General features: G+C 60.1%; 19 protein-coding genes. 9 read left to right on the top strand and 10 right to left on the bottom strand.

The window, feature by feature from the left end:
- Positions 1–118 precede the first annotated feature (118 nt).
- Positions 119–247 (bottom strand): hypothetical protein, encoded by a 129-nt coding sequence (locus ABHV46_RS00510; RefSeq protein WP_438382257.1) that lies wholly within the window; start codon positions 245–247, stop codon positions 119–121.
- A 241-nt stretch (positions 248–488) separates the two neighbouring features.
- Here ABHV46_RS00510 and gyrB point away from each other — a divergent pair, with 241 nt between their 5' ends.
- Positions 489–2942, top strand: coding sequence for a DNA topoisomerase (ATP-hydrolyzing) subunit B (gyrB, locus tag ABHV46_RS00515; RefSeq protein WP_438382258.1), 2454 nt, complete (start codon positions 489–491; stop codon positions 2940–2942).
- On the top strand, positions 2932–3765 hold the full coding sequence (locus ABHV46_RS00520; RefSeq protein WP_438382259.1) for a DUF3108 domain-containing protein: 834 nt from the start codon (positions 2932–2934) through the stop codon (positions 3763–3765). Before gyrB ends, ABHV46_RS00520 begins: the two co-directional genes overlap by 11 nt.
- Before the next feature lie 58 nt (positions 3766–3823).
- Here ABHV46_RS00520 and ABHV46_RS00525 read toward each other — a convergent pair whose 3' ends face one another.
- Positions 3824–4498, bottom strand: a complete 675-nt coding sequence (locus ABHV46_RS00525) for an HAD family hydrolase (protein ID WP_438382260.1) — start codon at positions 4496–4498, stop codon at positions 3824–3826.
- A gap of 104 nt (positions 4499–4602) precedes the next feature.
- Between ABHV46_RS00525 and glmU the strand changes: the two genes are divergently transcribed.
- From glmU to ABHV46_RS00560, 7 genes are all read left to right on the top strand, one after another.
- On the top strand, positions 4603–5970 hold the full coding sequence (glmU, locus tag ABHV46_RS00530; RefSeq protein ID WP_438382261.1) for a bifunctional UDP-N-acetylglucosamine diphosphorylase/glucosamine-1-phosphate N-acetyltransferase GlmU: 1368 nt from the start codon (positions 4603–4605) through the stop codon (positions 5968–5970).
- Positions 5970–7793, top strand: a complete 1824-nt coding sequence (gene glmS, locus ABHV46_RS00535) for a glutamine--fructose-6-phosphate transaminase (isomerizing) (RefSeq protein ID WP_438382262.1) — start codon at positions 5970–5972, stop codon at positions 7791–7793. Before glmU ends, glmS begins: the two co-directional genes overlap by 1 nt.
- Positions 7794–7825: 32 nt before the next feature.
- Positions 7826–8797: a glycine oxidase ThiO gene (thiO, locus tag ABHV46_RS00540; protein ID WP_438382263.1), complete on the top strand. Its 972-nt coding sequence runs from the start codon at positions 7826–7828 to the stop codon at positions 8795–8797.
- Positions 8798–8893: 96 nt separating this feature from the next.
- Positions 8894–9091 carry a sulfur carrier protein ThiS gene (thiS, locus tag ABHV46_RS00545; RefSeq protein WP_336945386.1) on the top strand — a complete coding sequence of 66 codons (198 nt, stop codon included), beginning with the start codon at positions 8894–8896 and terminating at the stop codon, positions 9089–9091.
- A gap of 3 nt (positions 9092–9094) precedes the next feature.
- Positions 9095–9868 carry a thiazole synthase gene (locus tag ABHV46_RS00550; RefSeq protein ID WP_438382264.1) on the top strand — a complete coding sequence of 258 codons (774 nt, stop codon included), beginning with the start codon at positions 9095–9097 and terminating at the stop codon, positions 9866–9868.
- Complete coding sequence (thiE, locus tag ABHV46_RS00555) at positions 9865–10476, top strand: thiamine phosphate synthase (protein ID WP_438382265.1); 612 nt, start codon at positions 9865–9867, stop codon at positions 10474–10476. Before ABHV46_RS00550 ends, thiE begins: the two co-directional genes overlap by 4 nt.
- Positions 10477–10580: 104 nt before the next feature.
- Positions 10581–13160, top strand: a complete 2580-nt coding sequence (locus tag ABHV46_RS00560; protein WP_336945383.1) for a cation:proton antiporter — start codon at positions 10581–10583, stop codon at positions 13158–13160.
- Between the two features lie 1008 nt (positions 13161–14168).
- Here the strand turns inward: ABHV46_RS00560 and ABHV46_RS00565 are convergent.
- From ABHV46_RS00565 to tmk, 8 genes are all read right to left on the bottom strand, one after another.
- Complete coding sequence (locus ABHV46_RS00565; RefSeq protein WP_438382266.1) at positions 14169–15671, bottom strand: SpoVR family protein; 1503 nt, start codon at positions 15669–15671, stop codon at positions 14169–14171.
- A 2-nt stretch (positions 15672–15673) separates the two neighbouring features.
- Positions 15674–16984, bottom strand: a complete 1311-nt coding sequence (locus tag ABHV46_RS00570) for a YeaH/YhbH family protein (RefSeq protein ID WP_438382267.1) — start codon at positions 16982–16984, stop codon at positions 15674–15676.
- Positions 16985–17006: 22 nt separating this feature from the next.
- Complete coding sequence (locus ABHV46_RS00575; protein ID WP_438382268.1) at positions 17007–18953, bottom strand: PrkA family serine protein kinase; 1947 nt, start codon at positions 18951–18953, stop codon at positions 17007–17009.
- A 279-nt stretch (positions 18954–19232) separates the two neighbouring features.
- Positions 19233–20018, bottom strand: coding sequence for an MBL fold metallo-hydrolase (locus ABHV46_RS00580; protein WP_438382269.1), 786 nt, complete (start codon positions 20016–20018; stop codon positions 19233–19235).
- A complete protein-coding gene (locus tag ABHV46_RS00585; RefSeq protein ID WP_438384476.1) occupies positions 20015–20797 on the bottom strand; it encodes a TatD family hydrolase in 783 nt (260 codons plus the stop codon). Before ABHV46_RS00585 ends, ABHV46_RS00580 begins: the two co-directional genes overlap by 4 nt.
- A gap of 11 nt (positions 20798–20808) precedes the next feature.
- Positions 20809–22350: a methionine--tRNA ligase gene (metG, locus tag ABHV46_RS00590; protein WP_438382270.1), complete on the bottom strand. Its 1542-nt coding sequence runs from the start codon at positions 22348–22350 to the stop codon at positions 20809–20811.
- Positions 22347–23288, bottom strand: coding sequence for an AAA family ATPase (locus ABHV46_RS00595; RefSeq protein WP_438382271.1), 942 nt, complete (start codon positions 23286–23288; stop codon positions 22347–22349). Before ABHV46_RS00595 ends, metG begins: the two co-directional genes overlap by 4 nt.
- On the bottom strand, positions 23285–23914 hold the full coding sequence (gene tmk, locus ABHV46_RS00600; RefSeq protein ID WP_438382272.1) for a dTMP kinase: 630 nt from the start codon (positions 23912–23914) through the stop codon (positions 23285–23287). Before tmk ends, ABHV46_RS00595 begins: the two co-directional genes overlap by 4 nt.
- Between the last annotated feature and the right edge of the window lie 2 nt (positions 23915–23916).

The raw sequence follows: 23916 nt of genomic DNA on the forward strand, positions 1-23916 counted from the left end.
GACCCCACAGCCTGCCTCTCCGCTTTTTGGAGGGCAGGCGAGGTCTGAGGTGAGAAAGGGCAGGGCGCAAGGTCATGCTTTGCGATGGCCTTGCGCCCTGCCTTTAGCATGAGCGCGATCACCCAACGCGCGTCTTTCTTTTCTTGGGCAGGGAATGGATCGCCTTACCGGCGCCCTCACGCGCATAGGCAACAGCGCGCCCGAGGCATGAACCCCCACCCGTGACCGGCGCGCGGCGACCTGCCATGCGACCACTCCCCTTATCCCTCGTTTCGACGCAATCGGGCCTGAAACGCATTTGCTAATGCATTTGCTACTGAAGTTCAGGCCATCCCTGCGGCTGCCACAAAAAGGTGTATAAGGGTCGAATTTCTGCGTGCCGGCCAGCGGCGCAGCCCTCGCCGGCACGGGCGCTGCCTATGCCCTAGCCGTGATCGGGCAGAAGGGTTATATTGGATGCTTGTTGCGAGTAGGAGCGTCACGCCAGCATGTCCGAACAGATTCGTCCGACCGAGTTGCCTGAGAACCCCGATGACGAAGCCGATTACGGCGCCTCATCCATCTCGGTTCTCAAGGGGCTCGATGCGGTACGCAAACGGCCCGGCATGTATATCGGCGACACGGATGACGGCTCGGGCCTTCATCACATGGTGTTCGAGATTATCGACAACGCGGTGGACGAAGCACAGGCGGGTCACGCCACACGCTGTGTTCTGACGATGAACGGTGACGGCTCGATCAGCGTGCGCGATAACGGTCGTGGCATCCCGACCGATCTGCATGAGGAAGAAGGCGTCAGCGCGGCTGAGGTCGTTCTGACCAAGCTTCACGCGGGCGGAAAGTTCAACCAGAATTCCTACAAGGTATCGGGTGGTTTGCACGGCGTGGGCGCTGCCGTAGTCAACGCGCTTTCCGAATGGATGGAAGTACGCATCTGGCGCAACGGGCTCGAACATTTCATTCGCTTCCAGCATGGCGAGCGCGACGACGCACTTGCCGTAGTCGGTGCCAGTGACGAACCGCGCGGCACGCTGGTCACGTTCAAGCCGAGCAAGCAGACCTTTACCAAAGTGGATTTCGAGTTCGGCATTCTCGAACGTCGCATGCGTGAGTTGGCCTTCCTCAATTCGGGGCTCGAAATCGTGCTGCGTGACGAGCGCCATGCCGAGAACAAGGAAGTGGTGTTCTGCTACGAGGGCGGGCTCAGCGCCTTCGTGGAATATCTCGATGCAAGCAAGACCTCGATTGTCACGCCCCCTATCGTTGGCTCTATCGATCATGCCGAAAGCGGCATCAAGGTCGAGTTCGCGCTCACCTGGAATGACAGCTTCCATGAGACGATGCTGTGCTTCACCAACAACATCCCGCAGCGCGATGGCGGCACGCATCTGGCTGGTTTCCGTCAGGCCCTGACGCGTATCGTCGGTAAATATGCCGAAACGGGATCATCAAAGAATTCGGCAGCCCTTACGGGCGAGGACATGCGCGAAGGCATGACAGCCGTCCTCTCGGTCAAGGTGCCTGACCCCAAATTCTCGTCACAGACCAAGGACAAGCTGGTATCGTCCGAGGTGCAACCTGTGGTGCATGTGACGGCGGCTGATTCCATCGGGCATTGGTTCGAAACCCATCCGCGCGAGGCTAAGGCCATCATCGCCAAGGTGAACGAGGCCGCGGCCGCTCGCGACGCCGCGCGCCGTGCGCGGGAGCTGACTCGTCGCAAGGGTGTGCTCGATGTGTCTTCGCTGCCCGGAAAGCTGGCGGATTGCCAGGAGCGCGACGCCAGCAAGGCCGAGATCTTCATCGTCGAGGGTGATTCCGCAGGTGGCACGGCAAAACAGGGGCGCGATCGCCGCTTTCAGGCCATTCTTCCGCTCAAGGGCAAGATCCTGAATGTCGAGCGCGCGCGCTTCGACCGTATGCTTGGTTCGGCTGAAGTCGGGACACTGATCACCGCACTCGGTACCGGCATCGGGCGTGGCGATGTTGAGCAGGGCGGTTTTTCGGTCGAGAAGCTGCGCTACCACAAGATTGTCATCATGACCGACGCCGATGTTGACGGCTCGCATATCCGAACCCTGCTCCTGACATTCTTCTTCCGTCAGATGCCGGAGCTGATCGAGAAGGGCTATCTCTACATCGCCCAGCCGCCGCTTTACCGGGCCAAGCGCGGCAATGAGGAGCGTTATCTGAAGGACGATGCCGCCCTTGAGCAATATCTGCTCGACAAGGCGCTTTCCAATGCCACACTTACTTTGGCCAATGGTGAGGTGCTGACAGATGACATCCTGATGGATCGTGTCAAGGCGATGGGGCAGGTCGGCAAGACGCTTACAGCGCTCGCGTCCAAGATTCCTGTCTGGGTGCTGGAGCAGGCTTATGTCGCCAAGGCGCTGTCGCTCGGTCATGACCACGCGCAGGAACGCGCGCCTGTCTTGCAGGCTCGTCTCGATGCGGCTTCACCGGTCAACGAACGGGGCTGGATGGTCGGCCCGACTGAAGAGGGCGGGCTGCGTCTGGCGCGTACCGTTCGTGGCGTAGGCGAGGTTTATACTCTGGATGCGGCCCTGCTGCGTTCGGCTGAAGCACGCTGGCTGGCTGGTGAGGGCAGCCGCGTCGCCGAGGACTTCGAAGGGACGGTCAGGCTCGCTCTCGACAGTCAGTCGGCGGAACTCTCCGGCCCGGCGATGGTTTTTGATCGCGTGGTGCAGCAGGGCCGCAAGGGTCTAGCCATCAATCGGTTCAAAGGCCTGGGCGAGATGAACAATGAGCAGCTCTGGGATACGACTCTCGACCCGGCCACACGCATTCTGCTTCAGGTCAAGGTGGGGGATGTCGAAGAGGCCGGACAAGTCTTCTCGACGCTCATGGGCGACGTGGTCGAGCCGCGTCGCGACTTCATCGTGGGCAATGCCCAGAAAGTCGCCAATCTTGACGTTTAAGGCGCTCGGCACGGCCCTGCTTCTCGTTGGCTCTGTGCTGACGGGGGCTTCGGCCCGCGCTGCCAATCTCGGCGAGGCCAGTGCTGGCACGACAGGCGTCAATGCCGCCCAGACGACAGCGATTTATCGCGTCTATAATCATGGGCTGCATGTCGTCGATGCGACTGCCGATTACAAGCTAACCGACTGGGGCTACGGTATCCGTACGACTATCCACGCGGGCGGGCTGCTGAGCATGTTCCTGCGCATGGATATCCAGAGCACCGCTCAAGGCCGCTTCGATCATGACCAGGTGCAGCCGACAGGGTATGAGAGCGCTGGCTATTCTCGTGGCAAACATCGCAATGTGGTGTTGAGCTACACCAACGACACGCCCCAGATCGTGGCGCTCGAACCTAAAGAAAGCGATCGTGAGGCGGTGCCGCAGAGCAATCTGTCTCACGCCATGGATACGCTGAGCGCCATGGCTTATTTGCTCGAGAATGTGCGCCATACCGGCAAGTGCGACGGTAGCGCGCAGGTATTCGATGGGCTCAGGCTGAGCGCCATGACGTCGCATGGTCCCTTCAAGGGTGACGTACCGTCTTCGTTCGGTCAGAAATTTACCGGTGAGGCACTGCGCTGCGATTTCGTGGGGCAGCAGGAAGCGGGTTTCATCAAGGATTCCGCGCATCTCGATGTTATGAAAGCCCCGCATCCGGGGGCAGCGTGGTTTCAGAACCTTCCGGGCGTCGGGCTTACGGCAGTGCGGATCGAGTTCGAACACCCGAAGCTCGGCCAGATGACTGCGGTGCTCGACCGGCAGCCCACAACACAACCGTAAGCCAAGTCTGGTCCAATTCTTCCGGCCTGCTGTCGTTCATGGCAGCAGGGAGTGCGGCTCAGCCGGGACGTGAGAGATCGTAGATCAGGCGCGGCAGCTCTGCTACGGAGCCCGCGATGGCTGTGGCGTGGGTTGCCATGCTGCGGTCACCATAGCCCCAGCTCGCAAAAAGAGACGGCATCGGGACACCCATCGCCGCCCGGATGTCGTTCTGATGGTCCCCGATCATGATGGCCCGCTTCGGCTCTGCATCAATCATGCCTACGGTCTTGCGGATATGGTCGGGGTCGGGCTTGCGCGTGGGAAAACTGTCGCCACCGCCAATGGCATCGATCAGGGAGGCGATGCCCAGCTGTTCGACAATTGCCTTAGCCGCCTTGACGGGCTTGTTGGTGCAGATCACGCAGGCGATGCCGCTTTCTCGCAGTGTTTCGAGCATTTTCACCGTACCGGGGAAAAGCTGTGTTTTCTGCGTGGCGCGTGGCTCGTAAATGTCGAGGAAGCGCCTTGTCGCTTCGTCACGGTCTATCCGTTTTTCATCGCCGCCAAAAATAAGCAGACGGTCGACGAGACGACGCGCCCCGTCGCCGATCATCGCCCTGACCGCCTGTTCGTCCGGGGGCGGCAGATCGTAGCTGTTAAGCAATTCGATGCCGCTTTCGGCAAGGTCGGGGAGGCTGTCGATGAGCGTGCCATCCAGATCGAAAACAGCGGTTTTGATTTCAGTGCTCAACGGAGTTTTCCTTCGGTCGGAGGCGAATGCAATAATCGGCAACTCGAAGTGACAGGGCTGGCGTTTGACAGGGCTCTGCCCGGTTCGCTACGCCACGTAATGATATGACATCACTTTCCTTTCCCGACGGCCAGACCGTCCGCCATCACAAACCCACGACTGCCGTGATCCTGGCTGCCGGCCTCGGAACGCGCATGCGCTCATCGCTTCCCAAGGCGCTTCATCCGCTAGGCGGACGTCCGATGATTGCCCATCTCATCGAGACAGCCAAGTCGGTTTTCGACCGGCTTGTCGTGGTGGTCGGCCCTGATATGGAGGGGCTTGAAAAAGTGGCATCTCCCTGGCCCTGCGTCGTCCAGACGGATCGCCTCGGCACGGGGCATGCGGCACGTACGGCTGAGGCTTTTTTCGGTGAGGGTGATGTCGCGATCCTCTATGCCGATAATCCGCTGATCACCGCGGACACCATGCGCGCCCTGCTGGCCATGCGCCGTCAGAAAGACACCTCTCTTGCGCTTCTGGCAATGCGCCCTGCCGAGCCCGGTCGTTATGGTCGCGTGATTGAGCAAGGCGGCTGTGTGCAGGAAATTGTTGAATGGAAAGATGCCACCGAGGCGCAGCGCGCCGTCACTTTGTGCAATGCCGGTGTGCTTTGTGCCGACGCTGCCGATTTGCGGCGCTGGCTCGGTGCTCTGCGTAACGATAACGCCCAGGGCGAATATTACCTTACCGATGTAGTGACGCGGGCAGCCTCAGAGGCGCGCGTGCATCATGTGGAGGCTCCCGCTGAAGAACTGGCCGGTATCAATTCGCGTGCCGAGCTTGCAGTGGCAGAAGCCAGCCTGCAAAAGCGCCTGCGTCTGGCAGCAATGGAAGCCGGCGTGACACTGGTCGCACCGGAGACCGTGTTTTTCAGCGCCGATACGCGGCTCGAGCCCGACGTTGTGGTGGAGCCCAACGTCGTGTTCGGCCCCGGCGTGACGGTGCGTAGCGGCGCGCGCGTCAGGGCGTTCAGCCATCTCGAGGGCTGTGTTGTGGGCAATGAGGCCCTGATCGGCCCCTATGCCCGCCTGCGCCCCGGCACGATATGTGGTACAGGGTCGCATGTCGGCAACTTCGTGGAACTTAAGGCAACGCAGCTGGGTGATGGGGCCAAGGCCAATCATCTGTCCTATCTGGGCGACAGCAGCATCGGTGCCCGCACGAATGTGGGCGCAGGAACCATTACCTGCAATTATGACGGCTTCTTCAAGCATCGCACCGTGATCGGTGAAAGCGTGTTTGTGGGGTCTGATGCCATTCTGGTGGCGCCGGTTACGATCGGCGATAATGCCCTCATCGCGGCAGGCAGCGTGATTACCGAGGATGTCGAGCCCGGCGCCCTGGCTCTGGGCCGGTCGAGGCAGACGAACAAGCAGGAGCGCGGGCGTATGATCAGTGACTCGCTGCGTGCAAAGAAGGAACAGGGCTGATGTGCGGAATTTGCGGCGTCGTCGGGCATCGGAATGCCACTCCGCTTATAGTCGAGGCGCTGCGCCGCCTCGAATATCGCGGCTATGACTCAGCCGGCATCGCCAGCCTTGTGGAAGGCCGGATTTCCCGTCGTCGTGCGGCGGGCAAGTTGGATAATCTCCAGGCCGTCCTCGATGTGCAGCCGCTTGCTGGCGTGACGGCCATCGGTCACACCCGCTGGGCGACGCATGGTCTGCCCAATGAGACCAACGCCCATCCCCATGCGACCGATCGCGTGGCCATAGTGCATAATGGTATCATCGAGAATTACGAGGAACTCAAGGCCGAGATGCTGGCTGTGGGCCGCCAGTTTTCGTCTGAAACCGATACGGAATGCGTGGCGCAGCTTGTCGATTTCTATCTCGATCAAGGGATGTCGCCGCGTGACGCCGCCAGCAAGACGCTCGGGCGTCTGCAAGGGGCCTACGCGATTGCAATGATCTTCGCCGGTCATGAGGGGCTCATGATCGGTGCTCGCCACGGCGCGCCCCTTGCTGTCGGTTTCGGCGAGGGCGAAATGTTCCTCGGTTCGGATAGTCTGGCTCTGGCACCGCTCGCTCGCAAGATCGCCTATCTCGATGATGGCGACTGGTGTGTGTTGCAGCCCGATAGTGTCGAGTTTTTCGATTCAGCCAATCTTCGGGTGCAGCGCCCTGTCCAGACCGTCGCGCTTTTGGCTGGTACTGTCGGTAAAGACGGCTACCGCCATTATATGGAGAAAGAACTCCACGAGCATCCGGTTGTGATCGGGCAAACGCTGCAGCGCATCATCGATCCGGTAACCCGGGCGATCAATCTGCCCGAATTTCCCTTCGATCTGGCCGAGTTGCCGCGTGCGGTCATCACCGCCTGCGGTTCGGCATTCTATGCCGGTCTGGTAGCGCGCTACTGGCTGGAGGCTGAAGCGCGCTTGCCGGTCGATATCGATGTGGCTTCCGAATTGCGCTATCGCAACCCGCCGCTTACGCCCAGGGGGATGGCCCTGATGATTTCGCAATCGGGCGAAACGGCCGACACGCTGGCGGCAATGCGTAGCCTGCGTGAGCGCGAGCAGCACATCGTCTCGATCCTCAATGTCGAGGGCAGCACCATGGGGCGCGAAAGCGACGTGGTGCTTGGTATGGTCGCGGGCCCCGAGATCTCCGTAGCCAGCACCAAGGCGTTTACGGCACAGCTTTCGGTTCTGGCCGTGCTCACCATTGCCATCGCGAGAGCGCGTCAGACGATGTCTGCCAAGCGCGAAGGCGAATTGCTGGCGAGCCTGCTCGATCTGCCGTCGCGTGCGGCCGAAGTCTTTTCACGGGCGGGTACGATACAGGCCATGGCGGCAGCGGTGGCGGAAGCGCGTGACGTGCTCTATCTCGGGCGGGGAATCTGCTTTCCTGTGGCCCTCGAAGGCGCGCTCAAGCTCAAGGAAATTTCCTATATCCATGCCGAGGCCTATGCGGCAGGCGAGATGAAGCACGGGCCTATCTCGCTCATCGATAAGGATGTGCCTATCGTCGTCATCGCGCCCTCGACCGTCCTGTTCGACAAGACGCTGTCGAACATTCAGGAAGCCAAGGCGCGTGGCGGGCGGATCATGGCCTTTACCGATGAGAAGGGTGCTCAGCGCCTGAGCGGTATCGCCGAGCACATGGTCATCCTGCCCGATGTCGATCCATTCGTGGCACCGATCCTGTACACCATACCGGTTCAGATGCTTGCTTATGAAGTGGCGTTGCGTCGCGGTACGGATGTCGATCAGCCCCGTAACCTCGCCAAATCGGTGACCGTGGAGTAACCTGCGGGCAAAACATGGCAAGGACGACAGAAATGGCGGGATCGGGACCGACGATACTCATCCAGGGCGCTGGAGTGGCCGGGCTCGTGACCGCCGTGACCCTTGCCGAGCGGGGCGCCCGGGTGACGCTCCACGAAGCCGGGCCGCGTATCGGTAGTGGCGCGTCCTGGTTCGCAGGCGGTATGCTTGCTCCCTGGTGCGAGGCTGAGGCCGCTCCCGAAGAAGTGACCCGTGATTCGCTCGATTCTCTCGCCTGGTGGGCGGATCATGTGGCCTGCGTCGTTCGAAACGGCAGTCTTGTTGTCGCTCCGCCGCGCGATCAGGTTGAACTCACCCGTTTCGGCAAGCGCACCAGCCATTTCGAAACGCTGGGCTCAGAGGCCATTGCTGAGCTCGAACCCGATCTCGCCGGGCGTTTCGACAGGGCGCTCTTCTTCGCTGAAGAAGGTCATGTCGATCCGCGTATCGCCCTCGGACGTCTGAAAGAGCGCCTTTTGACGCTCGGCGGCCATATCAGGCTCGACACCGCGGTGGTCGACGGTAATTTCGACTGGGTGGTCGATTGCACCGGCATTCAGGCGCGCGGCACCGAGCCTGGTTTGCGCGGCGTACGCGGCGAGATGATACTCGTGCGCTGCCCGGATGTGACATTGCGCCGCCCCGTGCGTATGCTGCATCCGCGCATTCCGATTTATATCGTGCCACGTGAGCATGGTATCTTCATGGTGGGCGCCACCATGGTCGAGAGCGATGACGGGCGCGAGATTACCGTACGCGCCATGAGCGAACTGCTTAACGCGCTTTATACGCTGCACCCGGCTTTTGCCGAAGCAGAGATCATTGAAGCCAATGCGGGTATCAGACCGTCTTATCCCGATAATGTCCCGCGTGTGCATCGCGAGGGAAACCGAATTTCCGTCAATGGCATGTATCGTCACGGATTTCTGCTGTCGCCTGCGAGAGCGGCAGAAGTGGCGGAGATCATCTTTACGCACACAACCTGATAAACGATGCGACAGGGGCGTTTTATACGGGGCAGTGAGTCGACGACCTGTCTGGAAGCAGGCGTTGTGCTTAGTCTGGAAGAGGAGAGAACTGCCATGCAGATCATGGTGAATGACGAGACGAAGCTCATTGCGAGCCGCTTCCTCTCCGAAGCGCTGGTAGAGCTCGGCTATGGCGAAACGAAAGTGGCAACGGCAGTGGACGGTGTTTTCGTGCCGCGCTCGGCGCGTGAAGGCAAGGCGCTGGAAGAGGGGGCGAGGCTCGAAATCCTTGCGCCGATGCAGGGGGGCTGACCCATGCGTGCTTATGGTGTCGATTTCGCCTCTCCGCTGATGCTGGGCACAGCGCTGTATGACAGCCCTGCCATTCTGGCCGACTCTGTTCGGCGGGGGCGCCCTGGCGCGGTAACGGTTTCGCTCAGGCGGGAATCGGCCGGTCTACAGGCCGGGCAGGCCTTCTGGGAGCTTGTGCGCGGGTTCGACGTGCCGGTGCTGCCGAATACTGCTGGGTGTCACACGGTGCGCGAGGCGGTGACGACCGCCCAGATGGCGCGTGAAGTGTTCGAAACCGACTGGATCAAGCTCGAAGTGATCGGTCAGGGCGATCTCCTTCAGCCTGACGTTTTCGCGCTGGTCGAAGCGGCGCGTATTCTGAACGAAGAAGGCTTCAAGGTTTTTCCCTATATGACCGAAGACCTCGTTGTCGCCGAGCGTCTGCTGCGCGCCGGATGCGAGGTGCTCATGCCATGGGGCGCGCCTATAGGGTCGGGCAGGGGGCTGAACAATCTGTTCGGCTTACGTGCCTTGCGCGCGCATTTTCCCGAGATTCCAATGGTGATCGATGCCGGTATCGGACGGCCGTCTCACGCCGTCACGGCGTTCGAGCTCGGTTTCGACGCTATCCTGATCAACACGGCAGTGGCGAAGGCGGGGGATCCTGCCGCCATGGCCGAGGCTTTTTGTCTGGCTTGCGAGGTCGGACAATTGGCCAGAACGGCAGATCCTATGGACGAGCGCGACATGGCCGTTCCCTCGACGCCCACTTTAGGCAAGGCAAGTTTTGCATCATGAGTTCATTGCTTCCATCCCCTATCTATCCCGTCGTTGATCATCCACGCTGGGTGGAGCGCCTCGGCGCGGCCGGGGCGCGTTTTATCCAGCTTCGCCTCAAGGATCTCGCGCCAGAAACCCTGCGGGCGCAGGTGATCGAGGGGCAGGAAGCGGCTGCGCGCCATAATGTGCGTCTCGTGCTCAACGATTACTGGCAGCTCGCGCTCGAACTTGGCATCGACTATATCCATATCGGACAGGAAGATCTCGATACGGCCGATCTCGACCAGATCAGAGCAGCCCGTATTGCTTTCGGCATCTCGACCCACTCCCATCAGGAACTCGAGCGCGCCCTGTCTGTTCAACCCGACTATGTCGCACTCGGGCCGATCTGGGAAACCAGGCTCAAGAAAATGATCTGGGAGCCGCAGGGAGTAGAGAAGCTGGCGGAGTGGCGCCGCATTATCGGGCCTGACATGCCGCTGGTCGCGATTGGTGGCATCACGAGGTCCCGTGCCCCGTCCTGCATCGCGGCAGGTGCCGATAGCGTGGCGGCTGTCTCGGATTTCATCGCGTCCGATAATCCCGAGCATCAGGTCGAGGCCTGGCTTAAGGCATGCTCGGCCTGAAGCCCGGTAATATTTCCTTCAAATCGAGGTGTCACCCTCGCGGAGTCGTGAGGATTCGCGTATAGTGCTTCCATATTGCAGAAAATAGGGGAGAACATGCGCGCATGATGGTGACGGGACTGGCTGCCATTATTCTGGCGCTGGCGCTTTTGATGGTGCTCATCAGCGCAGTGCAGCCTTTGGCCCGTCGGCTTGAGGTATCGGAGACCGTTCTTCTTGCCCTTGCCGGTATCGGTATTGGTGCGGCGGCCGATCTGTTGCTTCGTTCCTCGCTGACCGAGATTTTCGACGGTGCCGCCGAGACGCTGCTCTATTTTCCGATCAACAGCGAAGCCTTTCTGCTCATCTTTCTGCCCATACTCGTGTTTCAGGGGGCGCTCGCAATCGACGTGCGGCGCCTGGCGCATGAGACTGCCACCGTGCTGCTTCTGGCTGTCGTGGCTGTGCTTGTCTCGACCCTGACCATTGGCGGGGCGCTTTATCCTTTCGCGGGTCAGTCCATGGTGGTCTGCCTGCTTCTGGGGTCGATCGTCGCCACGACCGACCCCTCGGCCGTGGCGGGAATCTTTCGCGAGATCGGCGCCGCATCGCGTTTGACCCGGCTGGTTGAGGGGGAGGCGCTCCTCAACGATGCGGCGGCCATCGCCATATTCTCCATCCTCCTGGCCTCCGTCACCTCGCATCGTCATATCCAGCTCGGTGAGACAATCATCGATTTTCTCGCCTCGTTCGGCGGGGCGATCGTGGTCGGCGTCGCCATAGGACGGCTGACGCTGCTGATGATTGCAGGGCTCGGCGGCTCGGTTGCTGCCGAGATCACGCTTACCCTCGCCTTGCCCTATATCGTGTATATCATCTGCGACGAGTTTCTCGGCTTTTCCGGTGTGGTAGCAACGGCGGCATCCGGGCTGACGCTTTCGGTATACGGGCCTTCCACCTTCAGGCCGCAGGTATGGCGCTTTCTGAACGAACTCTGGGTGCAGCTCGTTTTCTGGGCGGGCTCGCTCGTTTTCGTTCTGGCCTCCATGCTCGTGCCGCGCCTGCTTATCGGAATGACCCGCTGGGATTGCGTGCTGATCCTCATCGCGACCGTCGCAGGCCTTCTGGCCCGAGGCGCCGTGGTTTTCGGGTTGCTGCCGATCCTGGCTGCGGCCAAGCTATCGCCCCCGGTACCGGCGCCTTTCAAGACAACCATGGTGTGGGGTGGGCTACGCGGCGCCATCACGCTCGCTCTGGCGCTGGCGGTCACCGAGAATCAGCGTGTCTCAACTTCGACCGCCCATTTCATCGGTATCATCGCCACCGGCTTCGTGCTGATCACTCTGCTCGTCAATGGCACGACGCTGCGTTATCTCGTGGTGTTTCTCAAGCTCGACCAGCTTCCGGCCATCGATCAGGCGATGCGTCATCAGGTGCTGAGCAGCGGCCTCGCGCAGGTAGCCGAGCGGACCCATACGCTTGCCGATGAACTCGGTTTCGGCTCGGGCACGCAGCAGACCATTATCGGGCAGATCGAGCGCCGTGCGCAGGAAGAGAGCGAGGCGAACACCTTCGATACGGCACTCGGAGACAGGCAGCGCGTGACGCTCGCTCTGATCACCATCGCCAACCGTGAGCGCTCGCTCCTGCTCGATTTGTTCCGCATTCGCGGGCTGTCGCGGCGCGTGATGGAGACGCTTCTACGCTCATCGGAAGCCATGGTTGACGGGGCCAGGCTCGAGGGGCGCTATGGCTATGTGCGTGCCCTGCGTCGCCGCCTGCGCCCGACCTTGCGCTTTCGCGTGGCACAGATGCTCCATCAGCGTTTTCACATCGACAAGCCGCTCATGTTCTGCATGTCGGAGCGGTTCGAGATGCTGGTCATTGCCCATCTCGTCTCGCTTTCGCTGATGCGCTTCATGCATCAGCGCCTTGAGCCGACGCTGGGCAACCGTATCGGTGAGATCGTGTCTGAAGTTCTGGGGCGTCAGCGCCGCATGCTTGATGACGCGCTTGAGATGATGCGCCTGCATTATCAAGGCTATTCCGAGGCGCTGGAAAGCCGAATTCTGCACCAGATTGCCTTGCGTCTTGAGGAAGAGGAGTACGATGAACTCCTGTCCGATAATCTTGTCAGTGAAGAGCTGCATCGCGAATTGCTCAAGGATGTCGAAAAGCGTCAGGAGCGTCTCGAGAAGCCTCTGCGCTTCAACATCAAGAGCGGTATCGAGCAGCGCCTGCGCTCTTTCCCGGCGTTTCGCGGCGTGCCCGATGGGGTGTTGCACGATCTGGCGATGAACATCTCCCTGCGCTTTGCATCACCCGGCGAGGTGCTTTTGCGGCGCAATGGCAAAATCAAAATGGTGTATGCCGTGGTCGCCGGTCTGGCCGAAGTGCATATCGCCGAGCAGGACGTTCAGTTCGGGGCAGGGGATCTCATCGGGGCTGCGCCGCTCATCAACCAGACCTATTCGCGTGGCACGGTGCGAACGATGCAGTTCTGTCATCTCCTCGCCATACCGTCGCATCTGTTCATGAGACTGGTCGAAGAATACCCCATCGTGCGTCGCACCATTGATGAGCGTGCAGAGGCGCGTCTCGTAGAGGGACACAAGCTCTCTCTCGTGCTGGGCGGGAACAAAGAACCTTTTATTCCGGCGCGTGAGCTTATCCGGTCGGGTGGTAAAGACGCCAAACCCGAGTGACGGCAGAACCGGGAGGCCGCCTGGCTCCAACGCCGTAGCGTTCGAGCCAGCGCCCGTCAGGCACAGGCCAGGAACCTATCTCGCTCATCGCCAAGGCGCGCACCGCTTTGCTCTCCCGCCATTGTCTGAGCAGGGCCGATCATTGCCTGCAATCGTGGTTCGGGGGCTGACACGGCTGGGTTTGCCAGACCGAGCGACGGCCACCTGGCGCGGCGACCGGTGCTGTTAAAAGGAACACGTTACGCAATGCCCGCGACTATTTCGGCGAGTACGGCGATGGTGCTCGAGCTATGCGCTATGCCCTGAGTTTCGGCGGGAAGGCTAAGGCGCGTATGCCCCGAGAAGGATTGCCTTACTTGTAAGCCCGCTTGCTCCGGCGCATTGATTGCCGCGAAGCGACCTGTTCAGATAAAGCGTTGCGAGCCGATTGGCGGAACTGTCCGCGACGACGCTGAAAGCGAGAGTCACCGCCATCTCGCGCCCTGAGCGAATGATCGGATCTGCTATTGCGACCGCGAGGGCCTCGAATTGATTTTTGAGCACTGAGTGCCTATCCGCTTCAGGGATGTCGCCGCGTGAAAAGATATCCTTGCTGGTGATAGTGATTTTCACCTTCCCACATCCGACCTTCGCACCCATGTGCGAAGGTCGTTATCGGCAGTTCACCGGGTGCCTCGACAGTGAAGGCACGGAGCAGGGCGACACAGCTGATCATGGCGGTATTCCGTATCTGCATGGCGTTGGTCGACATGAACAGGGAGAGGAGTCATGGAGTCCATTCGTCGGCGGGCTAAGGCAGGAGGAGTGGTGTAGCCAGGTTAGACTTGGGGTTGAACCGGATTGGGGTCCGGGAAATGGGAGCATGATTTGTCGGCTTGTTTTGCAGGCCGCGAAGCACATCCTTTTAGCCTGCAATGAAAGTTCGATAAGATATATTATGCCAACCCACATCTCAGAATCAGCCCGGAGGTCGCCTCTGATCGTCACTCTCAGTTTCGGCTTCCGCGGTCACGCCAAAGCGTAGCTTCCGAGCTCCGCGCCAGTCTGGCTGTCGACTTCCTTTAAAATCACACCATAGCCCCAAAGTGCGCCAAGATGTTCCAGAGTCAGCCTTGCATCCGTAGGTTGTAAAAGCTTGCCGGGCCTGGTGCGGTGTTCCAGACGCAAAATACGGTCTCCGGTCAGGTCTGCACCCACGATCTCGATTTCCTCGGCCAGCAATCCGGGATCGTAGGAGGACGCGACAGAGCGTCTTATATCCCGGTAGCCCGCTTCATCATGTATCGCATCGACCAGAAGATAAGGCTGCGCCAGATCGTCTTCGAGGCGAAAGAGACGAAAATCGCGCATGACCTTGGGCGAGAGAAATTGCTGCACGAAGCTTTCGTCGCGATACTCCGCCCAGGCGTGATGCAGTGTGCCGATCGGATCGCGATTGCCTGCGTGATCGGGGAACCATAAACGGTCTTCTTCTGTGGGGTCAGTACAAACACGGGCGATATCTGTCATCATGGCAAAGCCGAGCGCATAGGGGTTGAAGTTCGGCCCTCCCCCCTCGTCAAAGCCTCTCTGGGTGATGACGTTACTGGTGGAATGGATGACTTCGAGTATTGCGGCATCGTCAATCAGCTTCTTGTCATGAAGACGATGCATGATGAAGTTGTGTACCCACGTGGCACAGCCCTCGTTCATGAGCTTGGCTTGTGGCTGCGGATAAAAATACTGCGCGATCAGGCGCACGATGCGGATGATCTCACGCTCCCAATTGGCCAGTCTCGGGGCGTTTTTTTCGAGGAAATAGAGGATGTTTTCCTCCGGTAGTCCCAGAGCGGTGCCCAGATCGCCGGACTCAGCAGTGCCATGAGCCGGCTTCTGGCTGTCTGGTAAGGTGCGCCACAGATCGTTGAACTGCTCGTCTTCGTAAGTGCGCCGCTCTCTGGCGCGCTCCTGTTCCTGGCGCAAATCGAGACGCTTGCTGCCCGTATGGCGATCGACACCCTGATTCTGTAGCGCATGAGCTGCATCGAGAATGCGTTCGACGGCCTTCACGCCATATCTTTCCTCGCAGCGGGCGACATAGCCCCGCGCGAATTCGAGGTAATCGAGGATCTGCGTCGAGTCCGTCCACTCGCGAAACAGACGATTATTCTTGAAAAAATGGTTATGGCCGAAAGCTGCGTGGGCGATGACCAGCGCCTGCATAGTCGCCGTATTTTCTTCCATAAGGTAGCTGATGCAGGGGCTCGAATTGATCACGACCTCATAGGCCAGCCCCATCAGCCCGCGCTTATACGCGTTTTCATGCGAGACGAAGCGCTTCCCCGCCGACCAATGCGGGTAGCTGATCGGCATGCCGTGCGAAGTATAGACATCGAGCATCTGCTCGGAGGTGATGATCTCGATCCGGTTGGGATAGGTGTCGAGCTTGAGTTCCTCACTCGCAATGCGGTCGATCTCGCCATAGCAGTCGCGAAGGATCGGGAAACTCCAGTCTGTGCCTGTATAGAGCATGCTCACTCCCCTGCCCGCTCGGCTGCGCGACGGGCAAAAAGATCTCTGAAGACCGGGAAAATATCGCGTCGGTCCTGCACCTGACGCATGGCGAGTTGCGGTGTGGTATCGGCAATCGCTCTATAGCCGCGCCACAGATCGGTCTCGCTGCGTAAAAGCGCCCCGCCCATACTGACCTCGACATAGGCGTAATACTGCACGACCGGCAGTATGGCCTCTGTCATCAGCCGGTTCACTTTGCTCATATCGGACGAAATATTATCCCCGTCCGAAACCTGCGCGACATAGATATTCCATTTATCGGCCGGAAAGCGCTCGCGCTGCACCTCTTGCATGAGGTCGAGTGCCGTCGAGACAACCGTGCCGCCGGTGCGCGGGTCGGTAAAGAACACGTCCTCATCGACTTCTTCCGCCGTTTCCGCATGGCGGATGAAGACAATTTCGAGCTTCTCGTAGCGTTTTTCCAGGAAGACATGCAGCAGCATGAAGAACTGCTTGCCCAGCTCCTTCATTTTTTCAGTCATGGAGCCCGAGACGTCCATGATGCAGAAAATGACGGCCTGTGTGGTGGGCTTGGGCACGGGTGTGAAGCGGCGATAACGCAGATCGACAGGATCGACCCATGGAATGCGCGCCAGCCTTTGGCGAAGCAGGCTCTTGCTCTCACGCAGCTCCTGCAGGCGCAGGAATTTTGCATCCGAAAGTGGTCGCTCTTCCTCTAGTGCCGTGATCTCGGTCTCAATGTCGATCAGCTCCTGCGGTTTCGGGCGTTTGAGCCCGATACGTCGCCCCATAGAGCGTCGCATGGTGCGCCCGAGATCGATCTGTGAAGGAGAGCCGTCACTTGTGAGGCCAGAGCGACTGGTAGCAAGCGACGAGGTCGAGGCGACCTCGCGCTTGATGAGATCGGGCAGCTCGAGATCGTCGAAAAACAGATCGAGGAACTCCTCGCGCGACAATACGAAGCGATAGGAATCTTCGCCGCCGCCCTCTTCGCCCGCGCCATTCCCCTCTCCGCCACCCTCACCTGCGCCACCCGGCGGGCGGCGCAGGCGGTCGCCCTTGACGAATTCCTTGTTGCCGGGCAGCACGAAACTACGCGCCCCGGCACTGAAGTGTCGGTGAAAGCTCGGCTCATGCAGCACATCTGCCGGAATGGACACCGCGCTGTCCTGTCCGATCTCTCGGATGCGCCCCTGCGCTGCGGCGTCTCGCACCGCTGTCTGTATGGCCTGGCGCGCCCTTGTCAGGACGCGCTGGCGGTTTTCGGTGTTCTTGCCGTGCGGGTTCGGGCGCCTGTCTATGATTTCCATGAAACGCTCCGTTATCGAGAGATCAGGCAGACTGCTTGACGCGCATATACCATTCGACGAGGCGCCTCACCTGACGCTCGGTATAACCACGCGCGGCCATGCGGCTGACAAACTCGTCGTGCTTGCGCTCGCTGGTGCTATCCTTTTTCGAGCCGAAGCTGATGACGGGCAGCAGATCCTCGACCTGGCTGAACATGCGCTTCTCGATGACGTCCCGTATTTTCTCGTAGCTTGTCCATGACGGATTACGCCCGCCATTGGAGGCCCGCGACCGCAGCGAGAACTTGACGACCTCGTTACGAAAATCCTTGGGGTTGGCGATACCCGCCGCTTTTTCGGTCTTGCTCAGCTCCGCATTCAGCAGATCGCGGTTCATGAGTTGACCCGTGTCAGGGTCCTTGAAATCCTGATCCTCGATCCAGGCATCGGCATAATCGAGATAGCGATCGAAAAGGTTCTGGCCGTAGTCGTTATAGCTCTCCAGATAGGCTTTCTGAATTTCATTGCCCAGAAACTCAGCATAACGGCGCGCCAGATCGGATTTGAGCGATGCGAGATAGGCGGCCTCCACCTCTGCGGGAAACTGCTCACGACGCACCGCCTGCTCAAGCACATACATCAGATGCACAGGGTCAGCGGAGATCTCGGACGGGTCATGATTGAACGTGGCCGAAAGCACCTTATAGGCGAAGCGAGTGGAGATGCCCTCCATGCCCTCATCGACACCGGCGCTGTCCTTGTACTCCTGCATGGCGCGGGCCTTGGGGTCGGTCTCGCGGATATTCTCGCCGTCATAGACGCGCATCTTGGCGAATTGGGTCGAGTTGGGGTGCGATTTGAGACGCGACAGTACAGCGAACTGAGCCAGCATTTCGAGCGTATGGGGCGCGCAGGGCGCTTCGCCCAAGGCCGAAGACTGGATCAGCTTCTCATAAATTTTGGATTCCTCGGTGACGCGCAGGCAGTACGGCACCTTGATGACGCAGACACGGTCGAGGAAGGCCTCATTGGTGCGGTTATTGCGGAAAGACTGCCACTCGGCTTCGTTCGAATGGGCCAGAATTACGCCGGTAAAAGGAATGGCGCCAATATTCTCGGTGCCCACATAATTCCCTTCCTGCGTTGCCGTCAGAAGAGGGTGCAGCATCTTGATCGGTGCCTTGAACATCTCGACGAATTCGAGAAGTCCCTGATTGGCGCGGTTCAGCCCGCCAGAGAAGCTGTAGGCATCGGGATCGTTCTGGCTGAAGTTTTCGAGCTGGCGGATATCGACCTTGCCGACCAGCGCCGAGACGTCCTGATTATTGTCGTCACCCGGTTCCGTCTTGGCGATGGCGACCTGGCGCAGCTTTGACGGATTGAGCCTTACGACCGTAAAGCGCGAGATATCGCCGTCGAAATCTTCAAGCCTCTTGAGCGCCCAGGGGCTCGCGATGCCGGTCAGCACGCGACGGGGAATATTGTACTGGTCGAGCAGGGAAGCCCCGAAACGTTCGGGGTCGAACAAGCCGAGCGGGCTTTCGAAAACGGGGCTGATCTCCTTGCCCGCCTTGAGCACATAGATCGGCTCGCGTTCCATCAGCGTCTTGAGACGTTCGCCAAGCGAGGATTTTCCGCCGCCGACCGGGCCGAGCAGATAGAGAATCTGCTTTCGCTCTTCTAGCCCCTGAGCGGCGTGGCGGAAGAAGCCGACGATCTGCTCCACCGCGTCTTCCATACCGTAGAAATCGGCGAAGGCGGGATAGGTGCGCACGGTGCGGTTCATGAAAATGCGGCTCAGCCGTGGGTCGCGCGACGAATCCAGCATGACCGGCTCGCCAATGGCCTTGAGCATGCGCTCCGCAGCGCTCGCATAGCTGCTGGGGTCTTCACGGCAGAGAGACAGATAGGAAGCCAGCGACATCTCTGTTTCCCGACGTTCCTCACGAAAAGAAGAAGCCAGCGTAAAGACGTCCGAGAGTGAACTCATGACTCATATGCTCCGATGGAAGCCTGCCACTGGGCCGGGGGGCGAAACGGTCATACCCACCGAGAGACATGCAGGCGATAAGTCGGGAAGTCAGGCTATGGGAGACGACAATAGGTGCGGAGCCATGGGAGGCTCCGACATTAAAAAATAATGGCCCGGCAATACCGGAATTTCAGGGAATTCACGCGATGTCTAAAAGGACCGGACTGACCCGATACGATGACGCTATCGCGATGTGGAACCGCGCTTCAACAAAAAACTGGTTAATCGAAGAAATATTTAGAGGCTGAGAACCATGCCATCATAGCCGGGCTCAATGCCCTCAGGCAGCGCCCGACGAAGCGTCTGGTAATCGAGACCCGGCCCCATATGGGTCAAGATGGTCCGCTCGGGCTTGAGCCTCTTGCACCATTCAATCACCAGATCGACCCAGGCATGGGCTACATGCGGCTCGTATTGAAAGCAGCCGACAATCCAGGTCTTCACGCCCTCGAGACAGGCCAGCGACTCTTCGCTTAGATGCTCGACATCGGTGGAATAGGCAAAATCACCGCAGCGTACTCCCGCCGTAGGAATGCGATAATGCCTTTGTTCGAAAAGCTGGATTTCGAGATCGCATAGAGAGAGACGATCGGTCAGGATGATCGGGTGCGGGTCGGGCACCGGGCGGAAAAACCCGGTCCCGCTCCAGGGACGAAAAGCATAGCTGTAGCGCGCTTCAAGCTCTTCCAGCACCGCTTCGGTGGCGTAAAGCGGCAGCGGCGCGTCGAGCATACGATTGATGGCGCGCAGCTCGTCCAGCCCGGCGACATGATCGGCGTGCTCGTGGGTATAAAGCACTGAATGCACGACACCGATCTTCGCTCGAAGAAGCTGGGCCCGCAGATCCGGCCCCGAATCCACCAGAAGGCGCTTGCCGCTTTCAGCCTCGATCACGATAGAGGAGCGCGTGCGCTGGTTGCGCGGCTCGGTCGGGTCGCAGGCTCCCCAGATTCCTGCTCCATCCGCACCGCCCACCATGGGCACACCGCCAGAGCCACCGCAGCCGAGGATCGTGACTTTCATGCGGCGCGTCTGAACAGCGCGTAGAAATTGGCGGTGGTCAGCGCGGTCAGAGATTCGACCGCCATACCGCGCTCCTGCGCCAGTCGTGCGGAAGTATAGGCGACATAACCCGGCGTGTTTGGCTTGCCGCGCTTGGGCACGGGGGCGAGAAACGGGCTATCCGTCTCGACCAGAAGACGGTCCTGCGGCATGGCGCGCGCGACGTCGCGTATCGTCTCGCATTTGGGGAAGGTCAGCAGACCCGAGAAACTGATATAGCCGCCCAGCTCTATCGCGGCGCGTGCCAGATTCATGCCAGATGCGAAGCAATGAAGCAGGAACGGGAACGCACCCTTCTCGTGCTCGTCGCGCAATATTGCTGCGACATCGTCATCGGCCTCGCGGGCGTGGATCACGAGTGGCAGACCCGTCTCTCTCGCCGCCGCGATGTGCACGCGAAAGCTCTCGGCCTGGGCAGCGCGCACTGGCAAGGCCCCATGCAGATAATCGAGGCCCGACTCACCGATACCGATGACGCAATCAGGCTCGGCAAGCGTCGTGATGGTCGCGACATCCGGCAGTGTCTCTTCGCCCACATGGTCTGGGTGGGTGCCGATAGCGCACCAGACACGCAAATCGGGTGTGTCGAAGCGCGTGAGGTCGATCTGGGTCTGTGCCTGTGACAGGCGCGTGCCGATAGTCGTCATGCCCGAAAGCCCATGCTCTTTTGCCAGAGCGAGGGCGGCGGGAACGTCGTCGAGACGGTCGAGGTGGCAATGGGTGTCGATCAGACCCGTCATGCGGCGCTCGTTCACGCGGCGCTCTCGGGCTCGACATAGCGCGGGAACAGACCCTGCGGCGCAGGCAGGGCTATCCCTGCCTCGAGAGGCTCGGAGAGCGAGGCGAAACCGCGTTTGCCCTCTGCGACACCAAGCTGGGTCAGCAGTTTGTCCATCGTGCCCGGCATATAGGGCTGAAGCAGGATCGCGATGTGACGCAGCGCCTCATGCAGAACGCGCAGCACCGTTGCCATACGCACGAGATCGGTCTTTTTCAGCGCCCAGGGGGCCTGACGATCAATATAGGAATTGCAGGCGCGAATGAGTTTCCAGACTTCTTCAAGCGCATCGGTCACGGCAAAGCGTGCAAGCTGGCCGCGCATGAGGTCGGGCAGAAGCAATGCGCTGGCAAGCAGGGCGATATCGTCCTTACTCAACGCGTCGACAGCTGGCAGGCTGGCCTCGCAATTGCGGGCAATGAGGCTGAGCGTGCGCTGCGCCAGATTGCCGAGATCATTCGCCAGCTCGACATTCAGTCGGTTGATGAGCGAGCGTCGGCTGAGATCGGAATCTCCGCCGAACGGTACTTCACGCAGCAGGAAAAAGCGCACGGGGTCGAGGCCGAAGCTCTGCACCAGATCGCGTGGGTCGATCACATTGCCGACCGACTTGCTCATTTTCTCACCTTCGATCGTCCACCAGCCATTGGCGTAGACCGATTGCGGCAGTTCGATCTCGGCGGCCATCAGAAAGGCGGGCCAGAAAACGGCATGAAAACGGATGATATCCTTGCCGACGATATGCGCCGAGGCGGGCCAGTATTTCATACGCTCTGCGTTCTCGTCTGGATAACCCAGCGCCGAGAGATAATTGGTCAGGGCGTCGAACCAGACATACATGACATGGTCCGGGTCATTCGGGACCGGAATGCCCCATTTGAAGCTGGTGCGGCTGATCGAAAGGTCTTTCAGACCCTGTTTAACAAAGCTGACGATTTCATTGCGTCGGCCAGACGGGCCGAGAAATTCCGGGTGCTGCTCATACAGTGCCAGCAACCGGTCTTCGAATGCCGAAAGACGGAAGAAATAGGAGGGCTCGCGCACCCATTCGACCGGCGCGCCGGTAGGCGCCGTCTTGCGGCCGTCAGCGTGTGTGGTCAGCTCGTCTTCGGAATAGAAGCACTCGTCACGCAGGGCGTACCAGCCCTCATAGGCGTCGAGGTAGATATGGCCGTTCGCAGCGACCTTCTCCCAGAGAGCCTGTGCCGCCTGCTTGTGACGCGGCTCCGTGGTGCGGATGAAATCGTCGTAGGAGATTTCCATGGCGTCGGCCATGCTGCGGAAATCTGCTGCGATGCCATCCGTGAAGCTCTGCGTATCCACACCGGCATTCTGTGCGGCCTGCTCGACCTTCTGGCCATGCTCGTCCGTGCCGGTCAGAAAAAACACATCCTTGCCGTCCAGACGATTGAAGCGCGCCAGAACATCGGCGGCGATGGACGTATAGGCATGGCCGATATGCGGTGCGCCATTCACGTAGTAGATGGGGGTAGTGACATAATACCGTGAAGTCATGGGGCACTCGCTATGGCGGCTGCCTGTCTGGCAGCCTGATTCTTGTCCAGATTGAACCGTTCGGTCTCGCGCTGAAGCGCCTGAAGGGATGAGAACGCTTCAGCGGCCTTGCTTGCCTGCATCAGATTTCCCTGCCCCGCCAGAGTTCTGGCCCGGTTCGCAAGTGCCTCTCCTAGCAAAGAACACAGCACGGCAAAACCATCATCGTGACGCAGCAGGCTGGCCAAAGCCTCAGGGTCGGCGCTTGCGCCGTTTTCGAGCAGGGTATCGGCCAGATGGCGTGCCGTCCTGTCGGTTCCCTGATCGGTAGCCAGCACACGACCCGGCGCGCCTTGTGCCTGATCGGCAAGCGTGTCGAGTTCGGCGCCGCTCTTGCCATGATGTCTCAGCACCTGCCGCGTCTGCTCGGGAGAGAGCGCATCAAGCGCCATAAGGCGGCAGCGGCTTCTGATCGTCGGCAATAGCGCCGAAGGCGTCGGGCAGGTCAGAAAAAAGACTGTCTGGTTGGGCGGTTCTTCAAGGAGCTTGAGCAGCGCATTCGCAGCATTGCGATTGAGCGTTTCGGCCCCATCGACAATCACCACACGCCAGGCACCGTCAGCAGCGGTATGATGCAAAAAATCCTGCACGGGGCGCACGTCGTCTATGACGATCTCCTGCCGCATGCGTTTGCGTTTTTCGTCCATCCGGCGGGTGATGACGAGCAGGTTGGGATGGGTGCCTGCGCTGATCTGGCGGCCCGCCCGGCTCTGGAGATCGATACCGTTCAGGAGGATGCGGGCGCAGGCAAAGGCAAAGCGTGTCTTACCGATGCCTGACTCCCCATGGATCATCCAGCCATGATGAAGTCTACCTGACTCAAACGCCTTCTTGAACAGGACCAGCTGGGCCTCGTGGCCGAAGAGCGGCAAGGCGGCAGGATGCTCCGATGCTGTCATGACGGCAGATAGGGTGTAACGATCGAGAGGATATCGGTGGCCACCTCGTCGGGCGCGCGGCGCGCATCGACGCGTTTGACACGCTCAGGTGCCTCGCGGGCCACTTTGTCGAAACCCTCGGCAATGCGCTCGTGAAACGCAGCCTCTTCCCGCTCATAGCGGTCGAGCTTGCCCCCTCGTGCGGCCACGCGGGCGGCGCCGAGTTCGGGCGGGACATCCAGCATTAGCGTCAGATCGGGTTCGCAAGCCAGCAAACCGCGCAACGAGCGGATGAAATCGAGGCTCGTCGCATCGCCTCGTGCCAAACCATAGCCTTGATAAACGAGCGTCGAGTCATGAAACCGGTCACATATCACTATTTCGCCGCGCAAAAGCGCGGGCAGGATGATACTGTCCAGATGGTCGGCACGTGCTGCCATATGGGCAAGCGCCTGAGCGCGCTGTGAGAGCGGCGCTTCGCTGAACAGGATCAGCTCACGCAGCGCCTCGGCACCGGGAGAGCCGCCGGGCTCGCGCGTCAGGTGCACGACGTAACCCATTTCGCTCAGTGCCGTGTAAAGCAGACGGGTCTGAGTGGACTTGCCCGCCCCTTCCCCGCCCTCGAAGGTAATGAAAAGCCCGCTCACGC

It is taken from the genome of Asaia sp. BMEF1 (assembly GCF_051628905.1).
Classification (GTDB): Bacteria; Pseudomonadota; Alphaproteobacteria; order Acetobacterales; family Acetobacteraceae; genus Asaia.